At 65.2% G+C, this 19,348-nt stretch carries 22 protein-coding genes and 1 tRNA gene; 15 read left to right on the top strand and 8 right to left on the bottom strand.

What is annotated here, in order from left to right; translation table 11 throughout:
* Nucleotides 1-109: 109 nt before the first annotated feature.
* From SM753_RS13850 to SM753_RS13840, 3 genes are read right to left on the bottom strand one after another with little or no spacing between them, the layout of a single operon-like run.
* Nucleotides 110-1,639 carry a TrkH family potassium uptake protein gene (locus tag SM753_RS13850; RefSeq protein WP_323192028.1) on the bottom strand — a complete coding sequence of 510 codons (1,530 nt, stop codon included), beginning with the start codon at nucleotides 1,637-1,639 and terminating at the stop codon, nucleotides 110-112.
* A complete protein-coding gene (gene trkA / locus SM753_RS13845; protein ID WP_323192027.1) occupies nucleotides 1,636-2,973 on the bottom strand; it encodes a Trk system potassium transporter TrkA in 1,338 nt (445 codons plus the stop codon). Before trkA ends, SM753_RS13850 begins: the two co-directional genes overlap by 4 nt.
* Nucleotides 2,974-3,030: 57 nt before the next feature.
* A complete protein-coding gene (locus SM753_RS13840; protein WP_135533302.1) occupies nucleotides 3,031-3,561 on the bottom strand; it encodes a type II toxin-antitoxin system RatA family toxin in 531 nt (176 codons plus the stop codon).
* A 133-nt stretch (nucleotides 3,562-3,694) separates the two neighbouring features.
* Here SM753_RS13840 and SM753_RS13835 point away from each other — a divergent pair, with 133 nt between their 5' ends.
* Both SM753_RS13835 and coaBC read left to right on the top strand, forming a co-directional pair.
* Nucleotides 3,695-4,426 carry an FAD-dependent oxidoreductase gene (locus tag SM753_RS13835; protein ID WP_323192026.1) on the top strand — a complete coding sequence of 244 codons (732 nt, stop codon included), beginning with the start codon at nucleotides 3,695-3,697 and terminating at the stop codon, nucleotides 4,424-4,426.
* A gap of 72 nt (nucleotides 4,427-4,498) precedes the next feature.
* A complete protein-coding gene (gene coaBC, locus SM753_RS13830; protein WP_323192025.1) occupies nucleotides 4,499-5,692 on the top strand; it encodes a bifunctional phosphopantothenoylcysteine decarboxylase/phosphopantothenate--cysteine ligase CoaBC in 1,194 nt (397 codons plus the stop codon).
* A gap of 61 nt (nucleotides 5,693-5,753) precedes the next feature.
* Here the strand turns inward: coaBC and SM753_RS13825 are convergent, their stop codons facing one another.
* Nucleotides 5,754-6,176, bottom strand: coding sequence for a hypothetical protein (locus SM753_RS13825; protein ID WP_135533305.1), 423 nt, complete (start codon nucleotides 6,174-6,176; stop codon nucleotides 5,754-5,756).
* A gap of 283 nt (nucleotides 6,177-6,459) precedes the next feature.
* On the opposite strand from SM753_RS13825, the gene SM753_RS13820 reads away from it, so the two are divergent.
* The 13 genes from SM753_RS13820 (at nucleotide 6,460) to SM753_RS13760 (ending at nucleotide 17,389) form a co-directional block, all read left to right on the top strand.
* Nucleotides 6,460-7,503 carry a monovalent cation/H+ antiporter subunit E gene (locus SM753_RS13820; RefSeq protein WP_323192024.1) on the top strand — a complete coding sequence of 348 codons (1,044 nt, stop codon included), beginning with the start codon at nucleotides 6,460-6,462 and terminating at the stop codon, nucleotides 7,501-7,503.
* Nucleotides 7,500-7,787: a cation:proton antiporter gene (locus SM753_RS13815; RefSeq protein ID WP_135533307.1), complete on the top strand. Its 288-nt coding sequence runs from the start codon at nucleotides 7,500-7,502 to the stop codon at nucleotides 7,785-7,787. The genes SM753_RS13820 and SM753_RS13815 overlap by 4 nt, the downstream gene beginning before the upstream one ends.
* The gene (gene mnhG / locus SM753_RS13810; protein WP_138797059.1) at nucleotides 7,784-8,101 is read left to right on the top strand and encodes a monovalent cation/H(+) antiporter subunit G; all 318 of its coding nucleotides are present in this window, start codon (nucleotides 7,784-7,786) and stop codon (nucleotides 8,099-8,101) included. The genes SM753_RS13815 and mnhG overlap by 4 nt, the downstream gene beginning before the upstream one ends.
* Complete coding sequence (locus SM753_RS13805; protein ID WP_135533309.1) at nucleotides 8,098-8,637, top strand: DUF4040 domain-containing protein; 540 nt, start codon at nucleotides 8,098-8,100, stop codon at nucleotides 8,635-8,637. Before mnhG ends, SM753_RS13805 begins: the two co-directional genes overlap by 4 nt.
* On the top strand, nucleotides 8,634-9,107 hold the full coding sequence (locus tag SM753_RS13800; RefSeq protein WP_323192023.1) for an MnhB domain-containing protein: 474 nt from the start codon (nucleotides 8,634-8,636) through the stop codon (nucleotides 9,105-9,107). Before SM753_RS13805 ends, SM753_RS13800 begins: the two co-directional genes overlap by 4 nt.
* Nucleotides 9,107-9,472 carry a cation:proton antiporter subunit C gene (locus tag SM753_RS13795; protein ID WP_323192089.1) on the top strand — a complete coding sequence of 122 codons (366 nt, stop codon included), beginning with the start codon at nucleotides 9,107-9,109 and terminating at the stop codon, nucleotides 9,470-9,472. Before SM753_RS13800 ends, SM753_RS13795 begins: the two co-directional genes overlap by 1 nt.
* Nucleotides 9,465-11,000: a monovalent cation/H+ antiporter subunit D family protein gene (locus tag SM753_RS13790; protein ID WP_323192022.1), complete on the top strand. Its 1,536-nt coding sequence runs from the start codon at nucleotides 9,465-9,467 to the stop codon at nucleotides 10,998-11,000. Before SM753_RS13795 ends, SM753_RS13790 begins: the two co-directional genes overlap by 8 nt.
* Nucleotides 10,997-12,847, top strand: a complete 1,851-nt coding sequence (locus SM753_RS13785) for a proton-conducting transporter membrane subunit (RefSeq protein WP_323192021.1) — start codon at nucleotides 10,997-10,999, stop codon at nucleotides 12,845-12,847. The genes SM753_RS13790 and SM753_RS13785 overlap by 4 nt, the downstream gene beginning before the upstream one ends.
* Nucleotides 12,847-14,607, top strand: coding sequence for a Na(+)/H(+) antiporter subunit D (locus SM753_RS13780; protein ID WP_323192020.1), 1,761 nt, complete (start codon nucleotides 12,847-12,849; stop codon nucleotides 14,605-14,607). Before SM753_RS13785 ends, SM753_RS13780 begins: the two co-directional genes overlap by 1 nt.
* A 78-nt stretch (nucleotides 14,608-14,685) precedes the next feature.
* Nucleotides 14,686-15,036, top strand: coding sequence for a hypothetical protein (locus tag SM753_RS13775; protein ID WP_323192019.1), 351 nt, complete (start codon nucleotides 14,686-14,688; stop codon nucleotides 15,034-15,036).
* Nucleotides 15,037-15,206: 170 nt separating this feature from the next.
* Nucleotides 15,207-15,809: a hypothetical protein gene (locus SM753_RS13770; protein ID WP_135534008.1), complete on the top strand. Its 603-nt coding sequence runs from the start codon at nucleotides 15,207-15,209 to the stop codon at nucleotides 15,807-15,809.
* 256 nt (nucleotides 15,810-16,065) lie between these two features.
* Nucleotides 16,066-16,632 carry a hypoxanthine/guanine phosphoribosyltransferase gene (gene hpt, locus SM753_RS13765; RefSeq protein ID WP_135533315.1) on the top strand — a complete coding sequence of 189 codons (567 nt, stop codon included), beginning with the start codon at nucleotides 16,066-16,068 and terminating at the stop codon, nucleotides 16,630-16,632.
* A gap of 70 nt (nucleotides 16,633-16,702) precedes the next feature.
* Nucleotides 16,703-17,389: a type 1 glutamine amidotransferase domain-containing protein gene (locus tag SM753_RS13760; RefSeq protein WP_135533316.1), complete on the top strand. Its 687-nt coding sequence runs from the start codon at nucleotides 16,703-16,705 to the stop codon at nucleotides 17,387-17,389.
* A 75-nt stretch (nucleotides 17,390-17,464) separates the two neighbouring features.
* Here the strand turns inward: SM753_RS13760 and SM753_RS13755 are convergent, their stop codons facing one another.
* The 4 genes from SM753_RS13755 to SM753_RS13740 form a co-directional block, all read right to left on the bottom strand.
* A complete protein-coding gene (locus SM753_RS13755) occupies nucleotides 17,465-17,788 on the bottom strand; it encodes a hypothetical protein (RefSeq protein WP_323192018.1) in 324 nt (107 codons plus the stop codon).
* Nucleotides 17,789-17,889: 101 nt separating this feature from the next.
* Nucleotides 17,890-17,964, bottom strand: a tRNA-Met gene (locus SM753_RS13750).
* A 60-nt stretch (nucleotides 17,965-18,024) separates the two neighbouring features.
* Complete coding sequence (locus SM753_RS13745) at nucleotides 18,025-18,489, bottom strand: GtrA family protein (protein ID WP_323192017.1); 465 nt, start codon at nucleotides 18,487-18,489, stop codon at nucleotides 18,025-18,027.
* A 4-nt stretch (nucleotides 18,490-18,493) separates the two neighbouring features.
* Nucleotides 18,494-19,273, bottom strand: a complete 780-nt coding sequence (locus tag SM753_RS13740; RefSeq protein ID WP_138797053.1) for a glycosyltransferase — start codon at nucleotides 19,271-19,273, stop codon at nucleotides 18,494-18,496.
* Nucleotides 19,274-19,348: the final 75 nt, after the last annotated feature.

The raw sequence follows: 19,348 nt of genomic DNA, 5'->3' as shown, positions 1-19,348 counted from the left end.
TCACACTCGAACGTCTGCTATCCGGCGATCACCGTGTGAACCGTTTCACTGGCGACTACAGTTCGCGGAGATGTCCAATCGATCCGGAACTGGTGGATGGCTAACAGTATCAACTCCGCCAGTATCCCGACGTGAGCAGTACCAGAACTGGGATTATCTCCAGCCGTCCGATCCACATCAGACCGACCATCAACAGCTTCGACGATGCAGGGAAATCAATGTAACTCCCCATCGGGCCGACCATTCCCAGCCCCGGACCGATGTTCCCGAGCGTCGCCGCCGACGCCGTGACGGCTTCGACTACTGATAGTTCGAGGCCGACGCGGGAGGCGTCGACGGCGAGCAGCAACGCGCCCAGCAAAAAGAGCACGAAATAGAGGAGAGTGAAAGCGTAGATACCTCGCAGGGCGCGCTCGTCCAGCGCCTTCCCGGCCAGACGGACGGGGGAAACGGCCTCCGGGTGGACGGTGGTGAACAGCTCACGGCGGATCGATTTGAGGATCACCAGCCAGCGGATTATCTTGATCCCGCCGCCGGTCGACCCGGCGCTCCCGCCGACGAACATGGCGAACACGAGAACGTACTTGGCCGGGCCGCTCCAGGCCTGAAAGTCCATGCTCGCGTACCCCGTCGTCGTGACGATAGAGACGATATTGAACGCCGCGTGGCGTACTGACGACTCCCCCTGGCCGGCGACTTCGACGGGGTTCGACGGACCGAGCAGCGTCGGCCCGACGAACAGTATCACCGCTGCGATGGCAGAGAGCACACCCATAGCGCCGGCGTAGAAGCGGAACTCGCTGTCACCGAACAGGTTCGAGGACTCGCCGCGAACGACGTGCCAGAACAGCGCGAAGTTGGTTCCGGCGACGACCATGAATGGAATGATCACCCACTGGACGACCGCCGAGAACGCTTCGATGCTTCGTGCCTCCGGCGAGAACCCGCCGGTCGGCATCGTCGTCAGCGGGTGCGCAACTGCGTTATACAGCGTCATGTTCGGCGCGTGGCCTGCGAGATGGAGTCCGTACAGCAACAGGAATTCCACGACCGTGAACCCGAGGTAGACGAGCCACAGTACCCGGGCGGTTTCGGCTATTCGAGGTGTGAGTTTCTCGATACCGGGCCCGGGCGCTTCCGCGTCCATCAACTGCGCACCGCCGACCGAGAGTTCGGGGAGGATAGCGACCGCGAGAACGACGATACCCATTCCGCCGAGCCACTGCGTCTGCTGACGCCACAGCATCAACGCTCGGGAGTGGGTGTCGAAGGAGATGTCCCCCATCACGGTCGCTCCCGTCGTCGTGAACCCGCTCATGCTCTCGAACAGCGCATACGACGGTTGCGCGACGGTGCCGTTGCCTGCGATAAGGTAGGGGACGGCACCGACGAACGCGACCGTAAGCCACGTCAGCCCGACCATCAGGAACCCTTCGCGCGCACCGAGATCGGGGTCGTCGTCGAATTGCTCCAGTGACCAACCGAACAACACGGCGAAGAGAATAGTCGCTCCGAACGTAACCAGCCCATCGCCGTACCACAGAGCGACCAGTAGCGGCAGTAGGAGAGCGACTGCGAGATACTTCACGACGGTCCCGACGAGACTAACGCTCGCCCGCCAGTCGACGCGAACGTTCATAGGAGTGGAGAGACCTCGTCAAGTACCGTCGCGTCGACGAAGACGACCACGTGGTCACCCCGTTCGACGACCGTATCCCCGCGCGGGGTGATGAACTCGTCGTCGCGAGTGATGGCGCCGACGACGACGCCCGACGGGAACTCCGCGGTCGCCTCGCTGATCGGCTTCCCGACGAGAACGCTCTCTTCGTCGATCTCGACCTCCAACACCTCCGCACGGTCTGCCTCGATGAGCGCGACGTTCTCGGTGTGTTCCTCGCGGGTGAACCGGGTTATCTCCTCCGCGGTCACCTCGCGGGGGTTGACAGCCACGTCGACGCCGACTGCTTCGAACACGTCGACGTAGTTTCCCGCTTCGACGACGGCGATGGTACGACCGGCACCCAGTCGTTTCGCGAGCAGGGAGGCGAGCAAGTTCTTCTCGTCGTTGTCGAGCGCCGCGACGACGATGTCCGCCTCGTCGACGTGTTCGCGGCCGAGGAAATCGATGTCGGTCGCGTCGCTTTCGAGTACGACGGTACCCGGCAACGCCTCCGCGATCTCTCGGGCCCGTTCCGGGTCGCGCTCGATAAGACGCGGTTTGATCCCTCGCTGTTCGAACAGGCGGGCGGTCTGAAAGCCGATCTCGCCGCCGCCGACGACGACGATCTCGTTGGCCTCCTCCAGAGCGGGTTCGGGCGTCAACGTTGCGGCGAACTTGCGGACGCTCCCCGGGCTTCCGATGACGACGACCTGGTCGCCGGATCCGATCACCGTATCACCGCGGGGGATCGTCACCTCGCCGTTTCGGAGAATGGCGGCGAACGTGAGCGACTCGAAGCGGTCTGCCTCCTGTACGCTCTGGTTCGCGATGGGGCTATCGTCGGCGACCTCGAACTCGGCCATCTGAACGCTCCCGTTCGAGAACGTGTCTACGTCCTGTGCGCCCGGGAGACCGGCGATCCGGACGATAGTCTCGGCCGTGAGAAGGTCGACGCTGACCATGAAATCGACACCGAACGCGCCGGGTGAGTTCTCCCACGTTCGCAGCAGCGAAGTCTTCTTCACGCGTGCGATGGTGAACGCGTCCGATATCGTCTCGGTCGTCGAGCACGCGACGATGTTCGTCTCGTCGTTGTCGGTGCTCGCGATGACCATGTCGGCGTCCGACGCGCGGGCTTCCGTCAACGTGTCCAGAGATGTCCCGTCCCCTTCGATAGCGAGAACGTCCAGGTCGTAGGTCAGCGACTCGACGCGCTCCTCGTCGGTGTCGATCACGACGACCTCGTGCGACTCCGAGAGACTCGCGGCGATGCTCGACCCGACCTCTCCCGCGCCGATGACGATCACACGCACGTATCGAGCCTCCAGACCATTTTCGAATCCGTTACCGGGGCTGCCGCAAGAGATTTACTATACGTCGCTCGGTGCGCTATGGATCCGCAGATCCACGGGACGACGTTCTCCCTCAAGATCCGTAACGATGCGTTCGACCACGCGTTCGGCCTCACCTTCTATCTTGGGTGCGACTTTCCCGACCAGCCAGTCGAACGAGACGAACCGGGGCAGGCCGAGCGACCCGCCGCGTGCGGAGTCGGCGTCGAAGTCGACCCGCAGGAACACGCGCGAGGCGGTTTCGGCGTCGGCCGGCGCTTCGTCGGCGACTTCCTCGACTCGCCAGCGTCCGTCCGCGTCCAGATCCCCGACGATGGTCCAGTCGATACCGTTCGGCGGGTCGGTTTCGACGACCCGCGAGCGAGCGGTGTAGCTCAGCTTCCACCAGGCGAACATCAGGTCGTACTCGGTCCCCGGTGATCCGTCGCCGTGCTGGCGAACCTCCCGAAGGTACTCCGAGTAGTTCGCGTACCGCGGGAAGTCGGTGAGGAAGTCGAACACGTCCTCGGGCGGCAGGTGAATCACCGTACTAACCTCGACTGTATCCACGCTACCGGCTACCGCAGAACGGTAAGTAAGCCTTGCGCCGGTCGCTTCCATGGCCACGGAGAGCCGACTGCGGGCGAGGCGGTCCGACCGTCGATCCGGGTTCTACTTGCCTACTCGCGTCCCACACACTCGCATGCACAGAGACGTTCTGATCGTCGGCGGGGGCGTCGCGGGACTCTCCGCGGGCATCTTCACTGCCCGTGCCGGCCTCAACACGCTCGTCGTCTCCGACGGAGAGTCGATCCTCGAACGTAACGCCCATCTGGAGAACTACCCCGGGTTCCCCGCGGGCATCGACGCTCGCCTGTATCTGCGCATGACCCGGGACCAGGCCGAACGCGCGGGCTGCGAGTTCGCGGAGGGGCGCGTGACCGAGCTAGCGGAGCGAGAGGACGGGTTCGCCGCGACGGCCGAGAGCGGCGACCGCTACACCGCCGACCGCGTCGTCGCCGCCTCGTGGTCCGACGTATCGTATCTGCGCGAGATAGACGTCGGGGTGATCGACCGCGGCAGCAAAGCGTTCGCGGACGTAGACGAGTACGGCCGAGCCGATGTCGACGGCGTGTACGCCGCTGGCCGGCTTGCGGACGAACCTCACCAGGCCATCGTCGCCGCCGGCCACGGGGCGAAAGTCGGCCTCGCCCTCGTCCAGGACTCCGAGAGCAACTTCTACCACGACTGGGTCGCCCCGGAGGGCTACTTCACCGAGCGCGGTATCGACCTGCCGCCGGCCACGGAGGAGATAGACGAAGCGGAGCGTCGCGGGCGCGAGGCCGAGAGCCGCGAGGTCCTGCGCGAGTACATCGCGGAGCCGCTGGACGCGGAACCGACGATGCATCCGAGCGTCGACGACGACGAAGACTGAACGTCAGACGACCCGTTTCGAGTGGGACCGAGCCCTGACGTTTTAACCGCCGGTATCACGAAACCGGGGACGATGCTTTCGGGAGTCAACGTCGCGCTCGGGGTCACGGGCTCCATCGCGGCGGTCAAAACCGTCGAACTCGCGCACGAACTCCGCCGGCGCGGCGCGAGCGTCCGCGCCGTGATGACCGACAGCGCGCAGGGGATCGTCCACCCCTGGGCCGTGGAGTTCGCCACCGAGAACGACGTGGTAACGGAGATCACCGGCGACGTGGAACACGTCGCGCTCTGCGGCCGCGACGGGTGGGCCGACGTTTTCCTCGTCGCACCGGCGACGGCAAACACGGTCGGAAAGATGGCGGCCGCCGTCGACGACACGCCCGTCACGACGTGTGCGACGACGGCGCTCGGCGCGGGCGTGCCGGTCGTGATCGCACCGGCGATGCACGAGCCGATGTACGACCATCCCGGCGTTCTCGACGCTATCGACCGCGTCGAGTCCTGGGGCGTCGATTTCGTCGAACCCCGCGTCGAGGAGGGGAAAGCCAAGATCGCCACCGAGGACGCTATTGCGCTCGCGACGGCTCGCGCCGCGACGCCGAACCCGCTCGCTGGCGAAAGCGTCGTCGTCACCAGCGGCGCGACGGCGGAGGCCATCGATCCGGTTCGGGTACTCACTAACCGCTCGTCCGGCCGGACCGGACGCGCCGTCGCCCGCGCGTGTCACGTTCGCGGTGCGGAGGTGACGCTGGTCCACGCGGCCGTCGGTCCGCACGCCGTCACTGCCGAAAGCGTGGAGGGCGACGGGATCCCTTACGCGGACCTCCGGGAGGTCGAGAGCGCCAACGAGTTACTCGACGCGACGCTCGACGCCGCCGCCGGCGCTGACGCCCTAGTCTCGGCGGCCGCCGTCGGTGACTTCACGGTCGACGCTAGCGACGAGAAGATCCGCTCCGGCGACTCGATCACGCTCGAACTTGACCCCACGCCGAAGGTCATCGACGAGGTTCGGAGCGCGAATCCGGACCTCCCTGTCGTCGGGTTCAAAGCCGAAACGAGCGGCGACGACGAGGCGATGGTCGCCGCCGCGCGCGAGACGCTGGACCGCGTCGGGCTCGCCTTCGTCGTCGCCAACGACGCGAGCGTGATGGGCGAGTCCGAGACGCGAGCGCTGGTCGTCCGGAGCGGCGAAACGAACGAGTTTTCGGGCAGTAAGGCGGGCTTAGGGGTTCGAGTGGCAGACGAACTGGTAGAAGAGGTATCGTGAATCCGCGGCCGTGACCCCTGGGAGAAACGCGCGGGGTAAAACCGTCGCCTCGGTACGGTCGTCAGACGTACCGTGAGTGCGGCACGGGCGAGTTGTGTTCGAAGCCGGTGTCGCGGCCGAACACCCGGAGCGTCCCGTTTCTGACGAGTTGACCGAGCCACTCGTACGTCAGATGGTCGTAGTCGAGTTTGTGGTCCGGGTTGCGCTCCCGGTCGCCGCGGTCGGAGATAGACTCGCGGATCCAGCGCACGACGATGCCCTGCGGTGTGACTTCGAGCACTTCGAACCCCTCGAACTCCCTGCCCGCCGGGTCGTCCCAGAACCAGAAATCGCCCTCGTCGACGCGGAACCCCTCGGCCGAGCGGGTGCCGGCGGTCGGCTGGTCGTACCGGACACAGACAGACGTTGCGAGTCCGAAATCTCCTTTGAACGTTGCTTCGTGTGGTTCGGATATCGTTACGGCGACCATGTGTTCACTAAGCACGGATTACCAGCGGGTGTGTATATATGATTTTGCGCTCTTCGTGCGGGATACTTACCAGTTACATCCCAACGCATTCAGCCCGCGATGCGGCCGATCGGCGAAGTAAGGAACGATTAGCGGAGTAAGCGGGGATTACGCGCCCTGAAACGCGGGATGGCGGACCATCGGGCCTCCCTCGGCGTAGAAGAATATAAAAATAGTTTTCCATCCGGTGGGTAAGGGTACAACGAGTAGCGACTATGCAACCGAGACACTGGAGTAGAGCGTCGGATCCGGGGGTACCATGACGACGGGTCCGAGCGGTCGTATTCTCGTTCCTATCGGCGAATCCGTCACACTCCGAAAAACGGTCGCCTACGCCGTCCGCGAGGCCAGGGAGTGCGCCGAGGCCGGCGAAGCGGCGACCGTTCATTTCGTCTATCCGATCACCGGACGCGTCGCCGACCCCGAAGAGTTCGACGACCCGGAATCGCTCCTCGATCGGGTCGAAGTGTGGGCCCGGGAGGATCTCGGCGACGAGGACGGTAGCGCCGAAGTCCGAATAGAAACCGCCGTCCGGGCCAGCGACGTGTACCTGTTCAGCCCGATCGACTACGCCCGGACGCTGATCGACTACGCGGCGGAGAACGACCTGGACCGGGTCATCGTCGACCCCGAATACACGCCCGCCGGAAGCGCGCCGATGGTGCAACCGCTGGAGTACGAACTGTCCCGGTCGGATTTGACCATCGAAGAAGCACCGGTCGAGCGAAAGACGCGACGGGCGCGGCTGGTTCGAGGCAGCGACCTCGCGCAGTTCGCGACAGTGTTCGGCGCATCGTATCTGTTCTATCTCGTCATTGGCGGGTTCGCCGGCACGTTCGACTACGTCACCGGCGCGTTCAGCGCCGCAGTAACGGCCGCACTGCTATCGCAGATCTCGCTGAGCGAGGCACCCGACTCGCGGACACCGCTCCGGGCCCTTCGAGCGCTCGTGTACGCGCCGTATCTCCTCTGGGAGATAGCGAAGGCGAACGTCACCATCGCCTACGTGGTCCTCCATCCGCGCCTGCCTATCGATCCGGGGATGGTGGAGTTCAAAGCGGCCGTCTGGGACGACGTTCCCGTGACGACGCTGGCGAACAGTATCACCCTGACGCCCGGCACGTTGACCGTCGACGTTCGCAAGCGACGGTTCCACGTCCACACGCTCACGACATCGGCTCGTGAGGACCTGCTAGACGGGGGTCTGGAGCGCGCCGTTCGGTTCGTCTTCTACGGCCGTCAGGCCACGAACATCGAGAGCCCAGCCGAACGCCGCGCGGACGAGGAGGTGACCGAGGAATGAGCGGGTTATCCCCGCTCGTCAGCGACGTTCTCATCGCCGCCGCAGGCGCGTTCGCAACGCTCGCGGTGGTCGTACTCTATCGGGTCGCTCGCGGCCCGACGATGCAGGACCGCGTGATAGCGGTCAACGTCATCGGGAGCAACACCGTCGTCATCATCGCACTGCTTGCGGCGGCGTTCGACGAGCCCGGATTCCTCGACGTGGCGCTCATCTACGCGCTGTTGAACTTCCTGATGAGCATCGCCATCTCCAAGTTCACCGTCGAACGGGGGGAGATCATATGACGCCGACCGACATCGCCGTGATCGCGCTCTCGGTCGCCGGGATATTCTTCGCCATCGTCGCAGCCGTGGGCGTGCTCCGTCTGCCGGACCTCTACACCCGCGCCCACGCCGCGTCGAAAAGTGATACGCTCGGCGCGGTGCTCTCGCTCGGCGCGGCCGCGCTGGCGTTCGGTGCCGGCGTACCGACGGTCAAGACCGTCCTGTTGCTCGTGTTCATGTTCCTCACGAACCCGACCGCCGCCCACGCTATCGCTCGGGCGGCCGAGGACCAAGACATCGAACCGTGGACCACTGACGAGGAGGGTGACGCGTGACGCTGACACTGCTCGAAGCTGCGATCTTGCTGTTCGTCATCGGGAGCGCGGTCACCGCTGCGCTCCTTCGGGACGTACTCGGATCGATCATCGCGTTCGCCGGATACAGCCTGGGAATCGCCATCCTCTGGGTGTACCTCCAGGCACCCGACGTGGCGCTGACGGAGGCGGCAGTCGGCGCCGGCGTGATGACGCTCCTGTTCCTGCTCACCCTCGTTCGCACCGTCCGGCCGCCGAGCGACGAACTGTTAGAGTCGGTCGGGTGGCGCGGCGCGACCGCCGGCGGAGCGCTCGCCGCAGCCCTCCTGACGACCGTGCCGTCGCTGCCGGCTATCGGCGACCCGGACGCGCCGGTCGTCGCTGGCGAGGTGACGCAGTACTACCTGGACAACGCGTACGGTGAGACGGAAGTAGAGAACGTCGTCACCGCAGTGCTGGCCGCCTACCGCGGGTTCGACACGCTCGGAGAGGCGGTCGTCGTGTTCGCGGCGGGCGTCGCCGTTCTCGTTGTCCTCCGACAAGGTGAGTTCGTATGAGTTCGAACGACCGCCCTCCGTACGTCGAGAGTACCATCATCATGACCACCGTCAGGTTCGTCGCTCCGTTCGTGCTAACGCTGGGGCTGTTCATCATGTTCCACGGCGCGGAATCGGCAGGCGGCGGCTTCCAGGGCGGCGTCGTCGTCGGGACCGTCATCCTGATGCTGGCGTTCGCGTTTGGCATCGAGGCCGTCCGGGCGTGGCTGAACCCGACCGCGATCCTCGGGCTCATCGCGGGCGGCGTTCTGGTGTTCCTGGCGATAGGCTTCGGATCGGTCGCGCTCGACGGGGCCTTTCTGGAGTACCACGCCTACGAACAGCTAGGGATCCATCACGCCAGCGGCTACGGTATCGAACTCGTCGAGCTCGGTATCGGCGCTATCGTGACGGGCGTCATCATCGGTCTGTTCTTCGTCATCTCCGCCGGCTTCGACCCCGCGGAGGGAGAGGAGGAGGATCTGCTATGATAGAGGAACTGCTACTGACGAGATACAACTACGTCGTCGTCGTGCTGTTGCTCGGCATCGGGACGTACATGCTGATAGAGAACTCCAACCTCGTGAAGAAGGTGATCGGGATGAACGTCTTCCAGACGGGCATCTTCCTGTTTTTCATCACGTCTGCGTACGTCGAGGGAGGTGCTCCGCCGGTCGTCGAACACGGCAGCCACGGCAGTACGTACGTCAGCCCGCTGCCGCACGTGCTCATCCTGACGGCTATCGTCGTCGGCGTGAGTCTGACGGCGGTTGCGCTCGCGCTCGTCGTCCGGATCTACGCGGAGTACGGCACGTTAGACGAGAACGTGCTCCGGGAGGTGCGCGCCGATGAGTGACGTCGTCCCCCTGCTCGTCGCCGTGCCCATTCTGGCGGCGGTCGCGGCGCTCGTCCTCGGCCAGTTGAACGAACGCGTGTCCTGGGGCGTCGCCTTCCTGGCGAGCGCCGTCCAGGTCGGGATGGCTGGCCTGCTCGCGGCCACGGTTCTCGGCGGCGAGACGGTTCGGTACGAGGTCGGGAACTTCGGCGTCCCGTACGGCATCGAACTCGTCGTCGACGGCCTGTCGGCGTCGGTCGCTCTCCTCGTCGCCGTCGTCTCGCTCGGCGTCCTCGTCTACTCCCGAGTCGCCGGACCGCGCACGCCGGCGTTCCACGCGGAGTACCTGCTGCTCGTCGCCGGTCTCTCCGGTATGAGCGTCACCGGCGACGTGTTCAACCTGTACGTATTCCTGGAGATCACCGGCCTCGCGGCCTACGCGCTCGTCGCGAGCGGCGACTCCGGCCGGGCGGCCGTCGGGGCGCTGAAGTACCTGCTCATCGGGACGGTCGGCGCGTCGCTGTACCTGCTCGGCGTCGGCTACGCGTTCATCGCCACCGGAACGTTGAACATGGCCGACCTCTCGGAGCAGCTGGCCGATGTCGGCTACTCGGACCCACTCGTCCTGACTGCGTTCGCGCTCATCGTCACGGGACTGGCCGTCAAGTCCGCGCTGTTTCCGCTTCACACCTGGCAGCCCGAGGCCTACGCCAGCGCGCCCGACAGCGTCAGCGCGTTTATCTCGGCGCTGGTCTCGACCGTTTCGGCGTACGCCATCGCGCGGATGATCCTCTCCGTGTTCACCGTCGGCTTCTTCGTCGCGAACCCGGTCGCACAGAACATCGTGGTCGGCCTCGCCGGGCTCAGCGTCGTCGCCGGCAGCGCGCTCGCGGTGACTCAGACCGAGGTCAAGCGGATGCTCGCGTACTCCTCCGTCTCTCAGTTCGGCCTCGTCGTCGCCGCGTTCGCGCTGGCGACGGAGTCGGCGCTCGTCGGCGGAACTATCCACCTGCTCGGGCACGCGATAATGAAAGGCGGCCTCTTCCTGGCCGCCGGCGCGATAGCGATGGCGACCGGCGCGCGCCACGTCTCGGAGTACCGCGGTCTGGCGTCGCGGCGGCCGTTCCTGGCCGGCTCGTTCGCCGTCCTCGCGCTTGCGATGGTCGGCGTCCCGCCGGCCGTCGGCTTCGTCGGCAAGTGGTACATCGCGCTCGCGGCGGTGCAGGCGGAGTCCTGGTTCATCGCAGCGGTGATCCTCGCCAGCACCCTCCTGACGCTGGCGTACTTCGCGCGCCTCGTCGAGCGGATGTACTTCGCCGGCAGTCCGCCGACGGCCCCCGAAACGGCGGAGACGCCCGGACCGACGACGGACGCGGCCGTCGCTGACGGCGGATCCGACGGTGGTGACGCCGCGGCGTCTACCGCCGTCGCGCCCAGTATCGTCGCGCTCGTCGCCATCGTCGCGGTCAGTGCAGTCGCGCTCGGATTCGTCGCCACCGAGTTCGCACAGATGCTCGAACAGACCCTTCCCGAACTGCTCTTACCATGACTGAGATCCACTCACTCCGACCGCTCGCCGCGGTTCTCGTGTCCACGCTCGCTATCGTCGGAATCCTCGCGTCGCACCGCCGACCGAACGTCCGCGAGGGGTGGTCCGTCGCGGCCGCCCTCGGAACGTTCGGCGTCGTCGCCAGCATGGTTCCGGGCGTCCTCGCCGAGGACGTGTACGTCACCGAACTGGGAACGTTCGTCTTCGGCGTCGACTTCGCCCTGCACGCCGACGCGCTGGGAACGCTCTTCGCGCTGCTCGCGAGTTTCCTGTGGATCATCACGACGTTCTACAGCATCGGCTACATGCGCGGCCTCGACGAACACAACCAGACGCGCTACTTCGCCTCGTTCGCGGCGAGCGTCGCCGCCGCCGTCGGCGTGGCGTTCGCGTCGAACCTGCTCGTCCTCTTCGTGTTCTACGAGCTACTGACCGTCGCGACGTACCCGCTGGTCACCCACGACGAGGACGCGGAGGCCCGCGCGGCCGGCCGGAAGTACCTCACGTACACGTTCGGGGGCGGCGTCGCCGTCCTCGCCGGCATCGTGCTCGTCTACTGGCTGGCCGGTACCGTCGCGTTCACGCCGGGCGGCATCGACGGACTGGCCGCCGCGGATCCGATGTACGCTCGCGCCGCGTTCGCACTGCTCGCGGGCGGGTTCGGAGTCAAGGCGGCGCTGATGCCGATGCACTCCTGGCTCCCCGACGCGATGGTCGCGCCGACGCCGGTTTCGGGACTGCTTCACGCCGTCGCCGTCGTCAAGAGCGGCGTGTTCGGCATCTCGCGCGTCGTCTTGGACGTGTTCGGCCCGGAGACTGTCGCGGACCTCGGGGTCGGCGTCGTGCTGGCCGCCGTCGCGGCGTTTACGCTGCTGACGGCGAGCGTCATCGCACTGCGACAGGACAACCTCAAGCGCCGCCTCGCGTACTCGACGGTGAGCCAGCTATCGTACATCGTCCTCGGACTCGGCGTCGGGGCGTACGACAGCACGGGGTTGGCGTTGACCGGCGGACTGCTCCACATTCCCGCCCACGCGTTCATGAAACTCACCCTGTTCTTCTGTGCGGGGGCCATCCACGTCGAGACACACACCGACGACATCAGCGACATGGCCGGGATCGGCCGGAGGATGCCGCTGACGATGGCGGCGTTCGGCGTCGCCAGCCTCGGGATGGCAGGCATTCCGCTACTCGCCGGGTTCGTAAGCAAGTGGTACCTGTTGCTGGGAAGCGTCGAGGCGGGGTACGCCGCCTTCGCCGTCGCGCTGTTGCTGTCGGGCGTGTTGAACATCGCTTACTTCTGGCCCATTGTCTACCAGGCGTTCTTCCAGACCGCGGCGGACGCGGACACCAAGCCGCTCATCGAGAACCCGTTCGGCGGGAAGTCGACGCCCTCGGCCGTGGCGGACGGGGGACCGTCGTCGGACGACGACCGGCGGAGCGGCCCCGCTTCCGACGGCGAGTCGGACGACGGCCCGAACGCCGGGATCGCGGACGGTGAAGAGGAGTACGCCGTCGACCGGTATCCGAGCGACCATATGGAGAGTGATCCGCGAGCGGTGGAGGACCGCCAGGGCGAGGAACGCGACGACGAGAGCGACGAGCGCCCTGACGCCGGTCGCGAACACCACGGGTACGACGAGACGGACTCTGACGCCCACCACGACCACCACGGCGGGCCGCCGGTCGGCGGGTGGGAGCGTCGCTCCGTTCGCACCGAAAGCACGTGGTTCATGCTCGGTCCCATCTCGACGGCGGCCCTCGGCGCAGTCGCGCTGGGAGTCGTGCCGCACACGGCCGTGTTCCTGCAGATCGTCGATCTGGTCGTGACGGGGGTGATGGGCTGATGGTGGAGTTCACCGCCGTTCCGCCCGCCGTGCCGGTACTCGCCGTTGCGCTCCTCCTCCCCTGGCTCTCGCGCCGGGTCGGCCACGCCCTCGGCGCGCTCGCCACCGCTGTCGTGATGGCGTGGACGTATCTCGTCCCGGCGGGGGCGTATCTCGACGTGACGTTTCTCGGATTCGAAGCCGTCCTGTTCAACGTGGACGGCTTCTCGCGGCTGATGGGGATCATCTTCGGTCTCATCGGCACCGCCGCGGTGACGTACTCGTACTTCAGCGACGCCGAGAACGTCCAGACCGCGTACGCGCTGACGTACGTCGGAACCAGTCTCGGAGCCGTCTTCGCCGGCGATTGGCTCACGCTCATTTTCTTCTGGGAGCTGATGGCTATCACCAGCACGCTGCTGGTCTGGGATTACGGCGGTCCGGCGGTGCGGGCTGGCTTCCGGTACGCCCTGTTGCACGGCATCGGCGGAAGCCTACTGATGGCCGCGATCGTCTGGCACTACGCGGAAGTCGGCACCTTCCTGTTCGGATCGCTCGGGGGAGTAGACCACGCAGCGGGTATGGCCGGTGTCGTTCCGAAGGTACTCGCGGCCGTCGGGATCGGCGTCAACGTCGGCTTCGTCGGTCTGCACGCCTGGCTGCCGGACACGTACCCGCGGCCGCATATCGCCGCGAGCGTGTTCCTCTGCGTGTTCACCACCAAAACCGGGGTGTACGGCATGTACCGCGCCTTCCCGGACGGCCACCTCTGGATCGCCTACATGGGCGGCGCGATGGCCGTCTTCGGCGCGTCGATGGCGCTGCTCCAGAACGACATGCGCCGCCTGCTCTCCTACCACATCCAGTCGCAGGTCGGCTACATGGTCGCCGGCGTCGGTATCGGCGGGGCGCTCGCGACCGCGGGAGCGTTCGGTCACGTGTACAACCACATCCTCTACAAGAGCCTGCTGTTCATGACGGTCGGCGCAGTCATCTACCGGACCGGAGAGGAGAACCTGAAGAAGGTCGGCGGACTCGCCCGGGAGATGCCGCTGACCTGCCTCGCGTTTACCATCGCGGCGCTCTCTATCGCCGGGTTCCCCGGCTTCAACGGGTTCGTCAGCAAAGGGATGGTTGTCACGGCGGCCCATCACGAACATCTCGACGCGCTGTGGTATCTCCTCCTGATCGGAGGCGTCGGGACGTTCATGTCGTTCATCAAACTCGGCTACTACGTGTTCTACCACGGCGAGCGAAGCCACAGCGTTCCCGACGCTAACCGCGGCCAGCAGGCCGCGATGCTGTCTATCGCCGCGCTCTGTGTCGCGTATGGCCTCTACCCCGACGCGCTGTTCGGCATCCTGCCAGGCCACGGCGCGGAGGAGGCACACCCGTACACGATCCCGCACATCCAGGAAGTGCTGGTACTCGCCGTCATCGCTCTCGTCGGGTTCTTCCTCCTGAAGAAACCGCTGGCGAAACTGGCGGGCGTGCCGGATGTCGACTCGGCGTACGAACCGCTGACGTTCTACGCCACGCGCGCCACGGTCCGGTTCGTCACCGAAACGTACGCCGCGGTCGACCGCGCGGCCGTCGCCGCCGCCGAGGCCGCGATGGACACCGCGCGCGACCCGCGGCGGGCGACGCGATACCTGCCAGGCAGAGAGGAGATCGGCTTCGATCCCGAACAGGGCCACGTCCCGATGGACACCACTATCGGAACCAGCGTCTTGATCCTCACTGTCGTACTAACGGCGGTGCTCGCAGTGCTTCTCGTCTGACCCGTCTCGACGGGTCGGTCGCCGAGTTCTCGACCGGATTCGGCGTGGTTTATCAGTGTCCGCATCCCAGTGAGAGTCATGTTAGACGACTCCGGGGACGACCACGAGGACCCGTTCGAACTGGAAGAGGGTCCGCCCCCAGAGGAGGAACTCGGTCCCGACCTGCCTTCCGTCGACGGGCCTGACGTGCCGTCGGTGGACGTGCCGTCCGTCGATTCCGAGTACGAGGACGTTCCGTCGGACCTGCTGTGGTGGTTCTGGATACTCGTCATACTCGCTAACGCGTGCGTACTCGCGTTCAGTCTCGGAATCATGTTCGTCGCCTTCCGCGGGAACTGGAATTTCGGCGGCCGTCTGATTCTCGCCGGCGGCCTCATCGCCGTTCTCGCCTGGCGGGTCTACAACCGCTACGATCAGCGAGAAGAGTGATATGAATATTACACACATCCGATAATGCGATAATATGGTGACATCTGTTGACGGGAATAGCTTATGTAGGAGGAAGGACTGGTCGGACGTATGGTACACTGTTCGGCGTTCCCCGGATCGCTCCGCCGCCGGTCGTCGATAGTGTCGACACAACAATGGCAAGCGAATCGATGAGTAGCGGCACGGAGATAGCACCGTCCGACTCGTCCACCGACGAGGACGACAATGATCTCTCCAAAACGGAGATATTCGACGTCCTTCGGAACCAGCGGCGTAGATACGTCCTCCAGTATCTGAAGCGAAACGACACGCCGGTAGAACTGGGCGACCTGGCGAGTCAGGTCGCCGCGTGGGAGTACAATACGACCATCGACGAAGTCACTTCGGCGCAACGAAAACGCGTCTACACGACGCTCCAGCAGACGCACCTCCCGAAACTGGACGAGACGGAAATTGTCGAATACGACTCTTCGCGCGGCACCATCGAGAGCACCGAAACGACCGACGATCTGAACATCTATCTGGAGATAGTGCCCGGCAACGAGTTCGCCTGGCGCGAGTACTACCTCTCACTCGGCGCGGTCAGTTGTGCGCTCGTCGCCGCGCTCTGGGGCCACGTCTATCCGTTCACGCTCGTCTCGAACCTCGTCTGGGCGACGGTGATCGCGGTCGTCGTCACGTTCTCCGCCGTTGCACACATCTACCACGAACGGAACATGCGTCTCGGCGAACGGGAGGTCCCGCCCGAACTCGGATTCGAATCCGACGACTAGGCGAGGTTCGTCCGGATCGATGCCAGTTCCGTCCGGTCGTGATCCGGCTTTCCCGTCTCTCACCGCGATAGCCGCGACCGTTTCTCCTGTACCGCGATAGCTTCGTCCGTCTCTGCCTGCTTCCCGCCGCCCGTCGTTCAGACCGGCGCAGAAGCGAAAATTCCGAGCTTACGGACTGGTATGGGAAGTGATGTTTCACCGGATTCTGCGAAGACAACATCCAGTATTTTTTACTGGGTGGCCGAGTAGCCCCGATATGGATCAGTTACGGCGGTCCCTGCTCGATGCGCCGATCATCGAAAAAGACGGATATCACTACTTCGTTCACCCTATCAGCGATGGGGTTCCGATGCTCGAACCCGGGCTACTGCGGGAGATCGTCATCAAACTCATTCGGAAGGCCGATCTAGAAGACGTAGACAAGATCGTCACCCCCGCGGCGATGGGGATCCACATCAGCACGGCGGTGTCGCTGATGACAGACATCCCACTCGTCGTCATTCGCAAACGCCAGTACGGCCTGGACGGCGAAGTGGCGCTGTTTCAGGAAACCGGGTACAGCGATAGCGAGATGTACATCAACGACGTCGACGAGGGCGACCGCGTTCTCGTTCTCGACGACGTTCTCAGTACGGGCGGCACGCTGAACGCCATCCTCACCTCGCTGGAGGATATCGGCGCGGACGTCGTCGACACGGTCGCCGTCATCAAGAAGGCCGGGCCGAACAAACTCGACGACACCGACCACCACGTGAAGACGCTGATAAACGTCGAGGTGCAGGACGGCGAAGTCGTCATCGTCGACGGCAACGGGGACAGTTAGGACCGAAAGAAGCCGACAATCCGTTCGAACCTGCGTGGGACTTATTCGCTTCTCCGTGGTAGTACACCCGATGACATCGGTACTGTTTGTCGTCAGTCAGGAGGGGTACTGGGGGGAAGAATGCGCGACGCCGTTTTCGATGCTATCGGACCGGGACGTCGACATCGACGTTGCCACGCCGAGCGGCGGGAAACCGGTCGTCGACGACCGGTCGATCGACCCGGACACCGTCGGCGAGGACACCGTCGAGGAGGTCATGGACGTTCACAACGACGACCGGATGGCGAATCCGAAACCGCTCGCCACCGCAAGCGCGGACATGTACGACGCAGTCGTGTTCCCCGGCGGACACGGCGCTGTGTGGGACGTGAACCAGGACCGACACGCCCGCGCGCTGCTACGCGAAACCGTCGAGAGAGATGACGGCGTCGCGCTGGTCGTCTGTCACGCCGTCGCCATCCTCGCGTTCACGCGCGACAGCGACGGTGACTTCCTCGTCGAGGGCCGCGACGTCACCGGGTTCCCGAACGACTGGGAGAAAGACATCGTCGACGAACACGACAACATGCCCGACGGGCGCAAACTGCCCTACTGGGTCGAGGACGAGGTGAAAGCCGCCGGCGCGAACTGGGACGCCGAACTCGACGCCGAGGAGAGCGTCACCCACGACGGCGACCTGATCACCGGCCGCGGGCCCGAGTCCTCGCACGCGGCGGGAACCGCGCTCATCGAGCGTCTGGGCGTCGAAGCGAATTGACGCGGCGGAGCGGAACGGTAGCGGCGGTTTTATGTCTGAAGACCCGGTGTCGACGCTCCGACCGCGCCGGCAGCCTCACAACAGTCCGACTGTGGCCGTCGACGCAGTGGAGACGCTGTATCCGAGCACAGCGACGACGAGGACTGCGAGGAGCACCGACATGAACAGGTAGTGGATCGGAAAGTCCCGTTCGATAGTCGCGTACAGTCCGATGCCGACGAGACCGGGCGCGAACCCCAGGAGGAACAAAGAGACGACCCCGATGCCCCACGTGAAGTGATAGTCGCCCGTTACGTGGTCCTGACGGAGGCCCACGTATAACAGATAGACGAGTCCGACAGCGGCCGTCACAACCCCGAGTCCGAAAAGCCAGACGGGGTACGGAGGTCCGGAAGCCATACTTCGTAATCACAGGTGGTTGATAAAAGCCCGTTGCCTCCGCGACTTCACGAGTCGCTCGGCGATAAAACGCCTCGATTGAGAGTTGAATTCTGGAAAAGTAGCGGGAGGTAGATTTGAACTACCGGTCTGCGGGTTATGAGCCCGCCGGAATCTCCTGGCTATCCCATCCCGCTACATTCTCGTAACGCGGTTCGCTAGTTAAGGGTTGTGTTTCGGTCGCCGTGTGGGAGTTTCTACCTTTCCCCCTCACGAACCTGCCACGTGAAGAGACTCTCCGCGACGTAGTTGACCAGCAGGCCCGCGGCGATGCCGAACAGGTTAGCCACGAGGAACCAGAGTTCGACCCCTGCGACCCCGATAGACACGTCGATACGCCGATATAGCTGCGAGAAGACGGCGGTGGCGACGACGACGCCGCCGGCGCGGACGAGATTAGACGTGAGGAACCGGCGGACGAAAGACGCGACACCGGGCTCTCCCTGGTCTGCGAACGTCCAGTGTTCGTTTACGAGAAACATGAGAACGATCGCCGTCTCCGCGCCGGCGAGTTTGGCCAGTTCCGGCGCGACACCGAAATGGAGTAGCGTTCCGAGGACGACGTTGTCACAGACCGCTCCGAACGCGCCGACAGACACGAACTGGCCGAAGCGGACCCCCGAGCGGAGCGCACGCAGGCGAGGGCGGATGGCATCGATCATGGGATCACTCGTTATCGGGCGAGAACCGGTCGACGAGCGCGATAGGGTCGTCGACCGTGCGTGCGATGGCGGCGTGGAAGCTATCGCCCCGAACGCGGCGAGCGCGGTGGCGGGCGCGAAAGAGCGCGCGGCCGAGTTCGAGCGCGGTTCCGACGGGCGAGACTGTCGAGTTGGGCATGTCCTCCCACGTGACCGGTACCTCGACGATGCGGTGGTCGAAAGCGGCGGTCATCGCGATCAGTTCCACGTCCCAGGCGAAGCCCGGTTCGTACAGATGGCTTCGGACGTCCCGCCAGGCGTCGCGCGTGATGGCCTTCGCCCCGCACTGGAAGTCGTAGAGGTCGGCGGCGAGGAGCCGCCGGGCGACCCAGGCGAACACGTCGCCGAGTCGGCGGCGCGCGAACGTCTGGTGGCCGCGCACGTCGGCGTCGGGATGGCGACGGGAGCCGACGGAAAGGGAGGCGTCGCCCGCGCGAAGCGGTTCGACTACCTCGGCGACAGAGGTCGCCGGCGTGCTACCGTCCGCATCGGCGAACGCGAGGATGTCGGTGTTCAGGCGCTCGAACCCGAACGTGATCGCGCCGCCTTTCCCCCGGCGCGTAGCGACGGCGTTGACCGTCGCCGGAAGGTCCGTCAGTGCGTCCCGGACTCCCGCGTCGGGGTCGTCGAGTTCGACGCGGAGCACCTCCGGGTCGAGGCGCTCGTCGAGCGCCCGGACGTACGACCGCAGGACGTCGATGTCGGGGCGGTAGGCCGGCACGACAACGCCGAGGGACGGAGGCATCTACCAGCATGAGGCGGCCGGGATGAGTAAAATGATTCGGTAAACGCCCAGCACCGAACGCCTATCTATCGCCCG

Origin of the sequence: Halostella sp. PRR32 (assembly GCF_034808085.1) — an archaeon.
In the GTDB taxonomy this organism is placed as follows: domain Archaea; phylum Halobacteriota; class Halobacteria; order Halobacteriales; family Natronoarchaeaceae; genus Halostella; species Halostella pelagica.
Note: the sequence above shows the minus strand (reverse complement) of the source record. Positions and strands in the feature narration are given on the sequence as shown.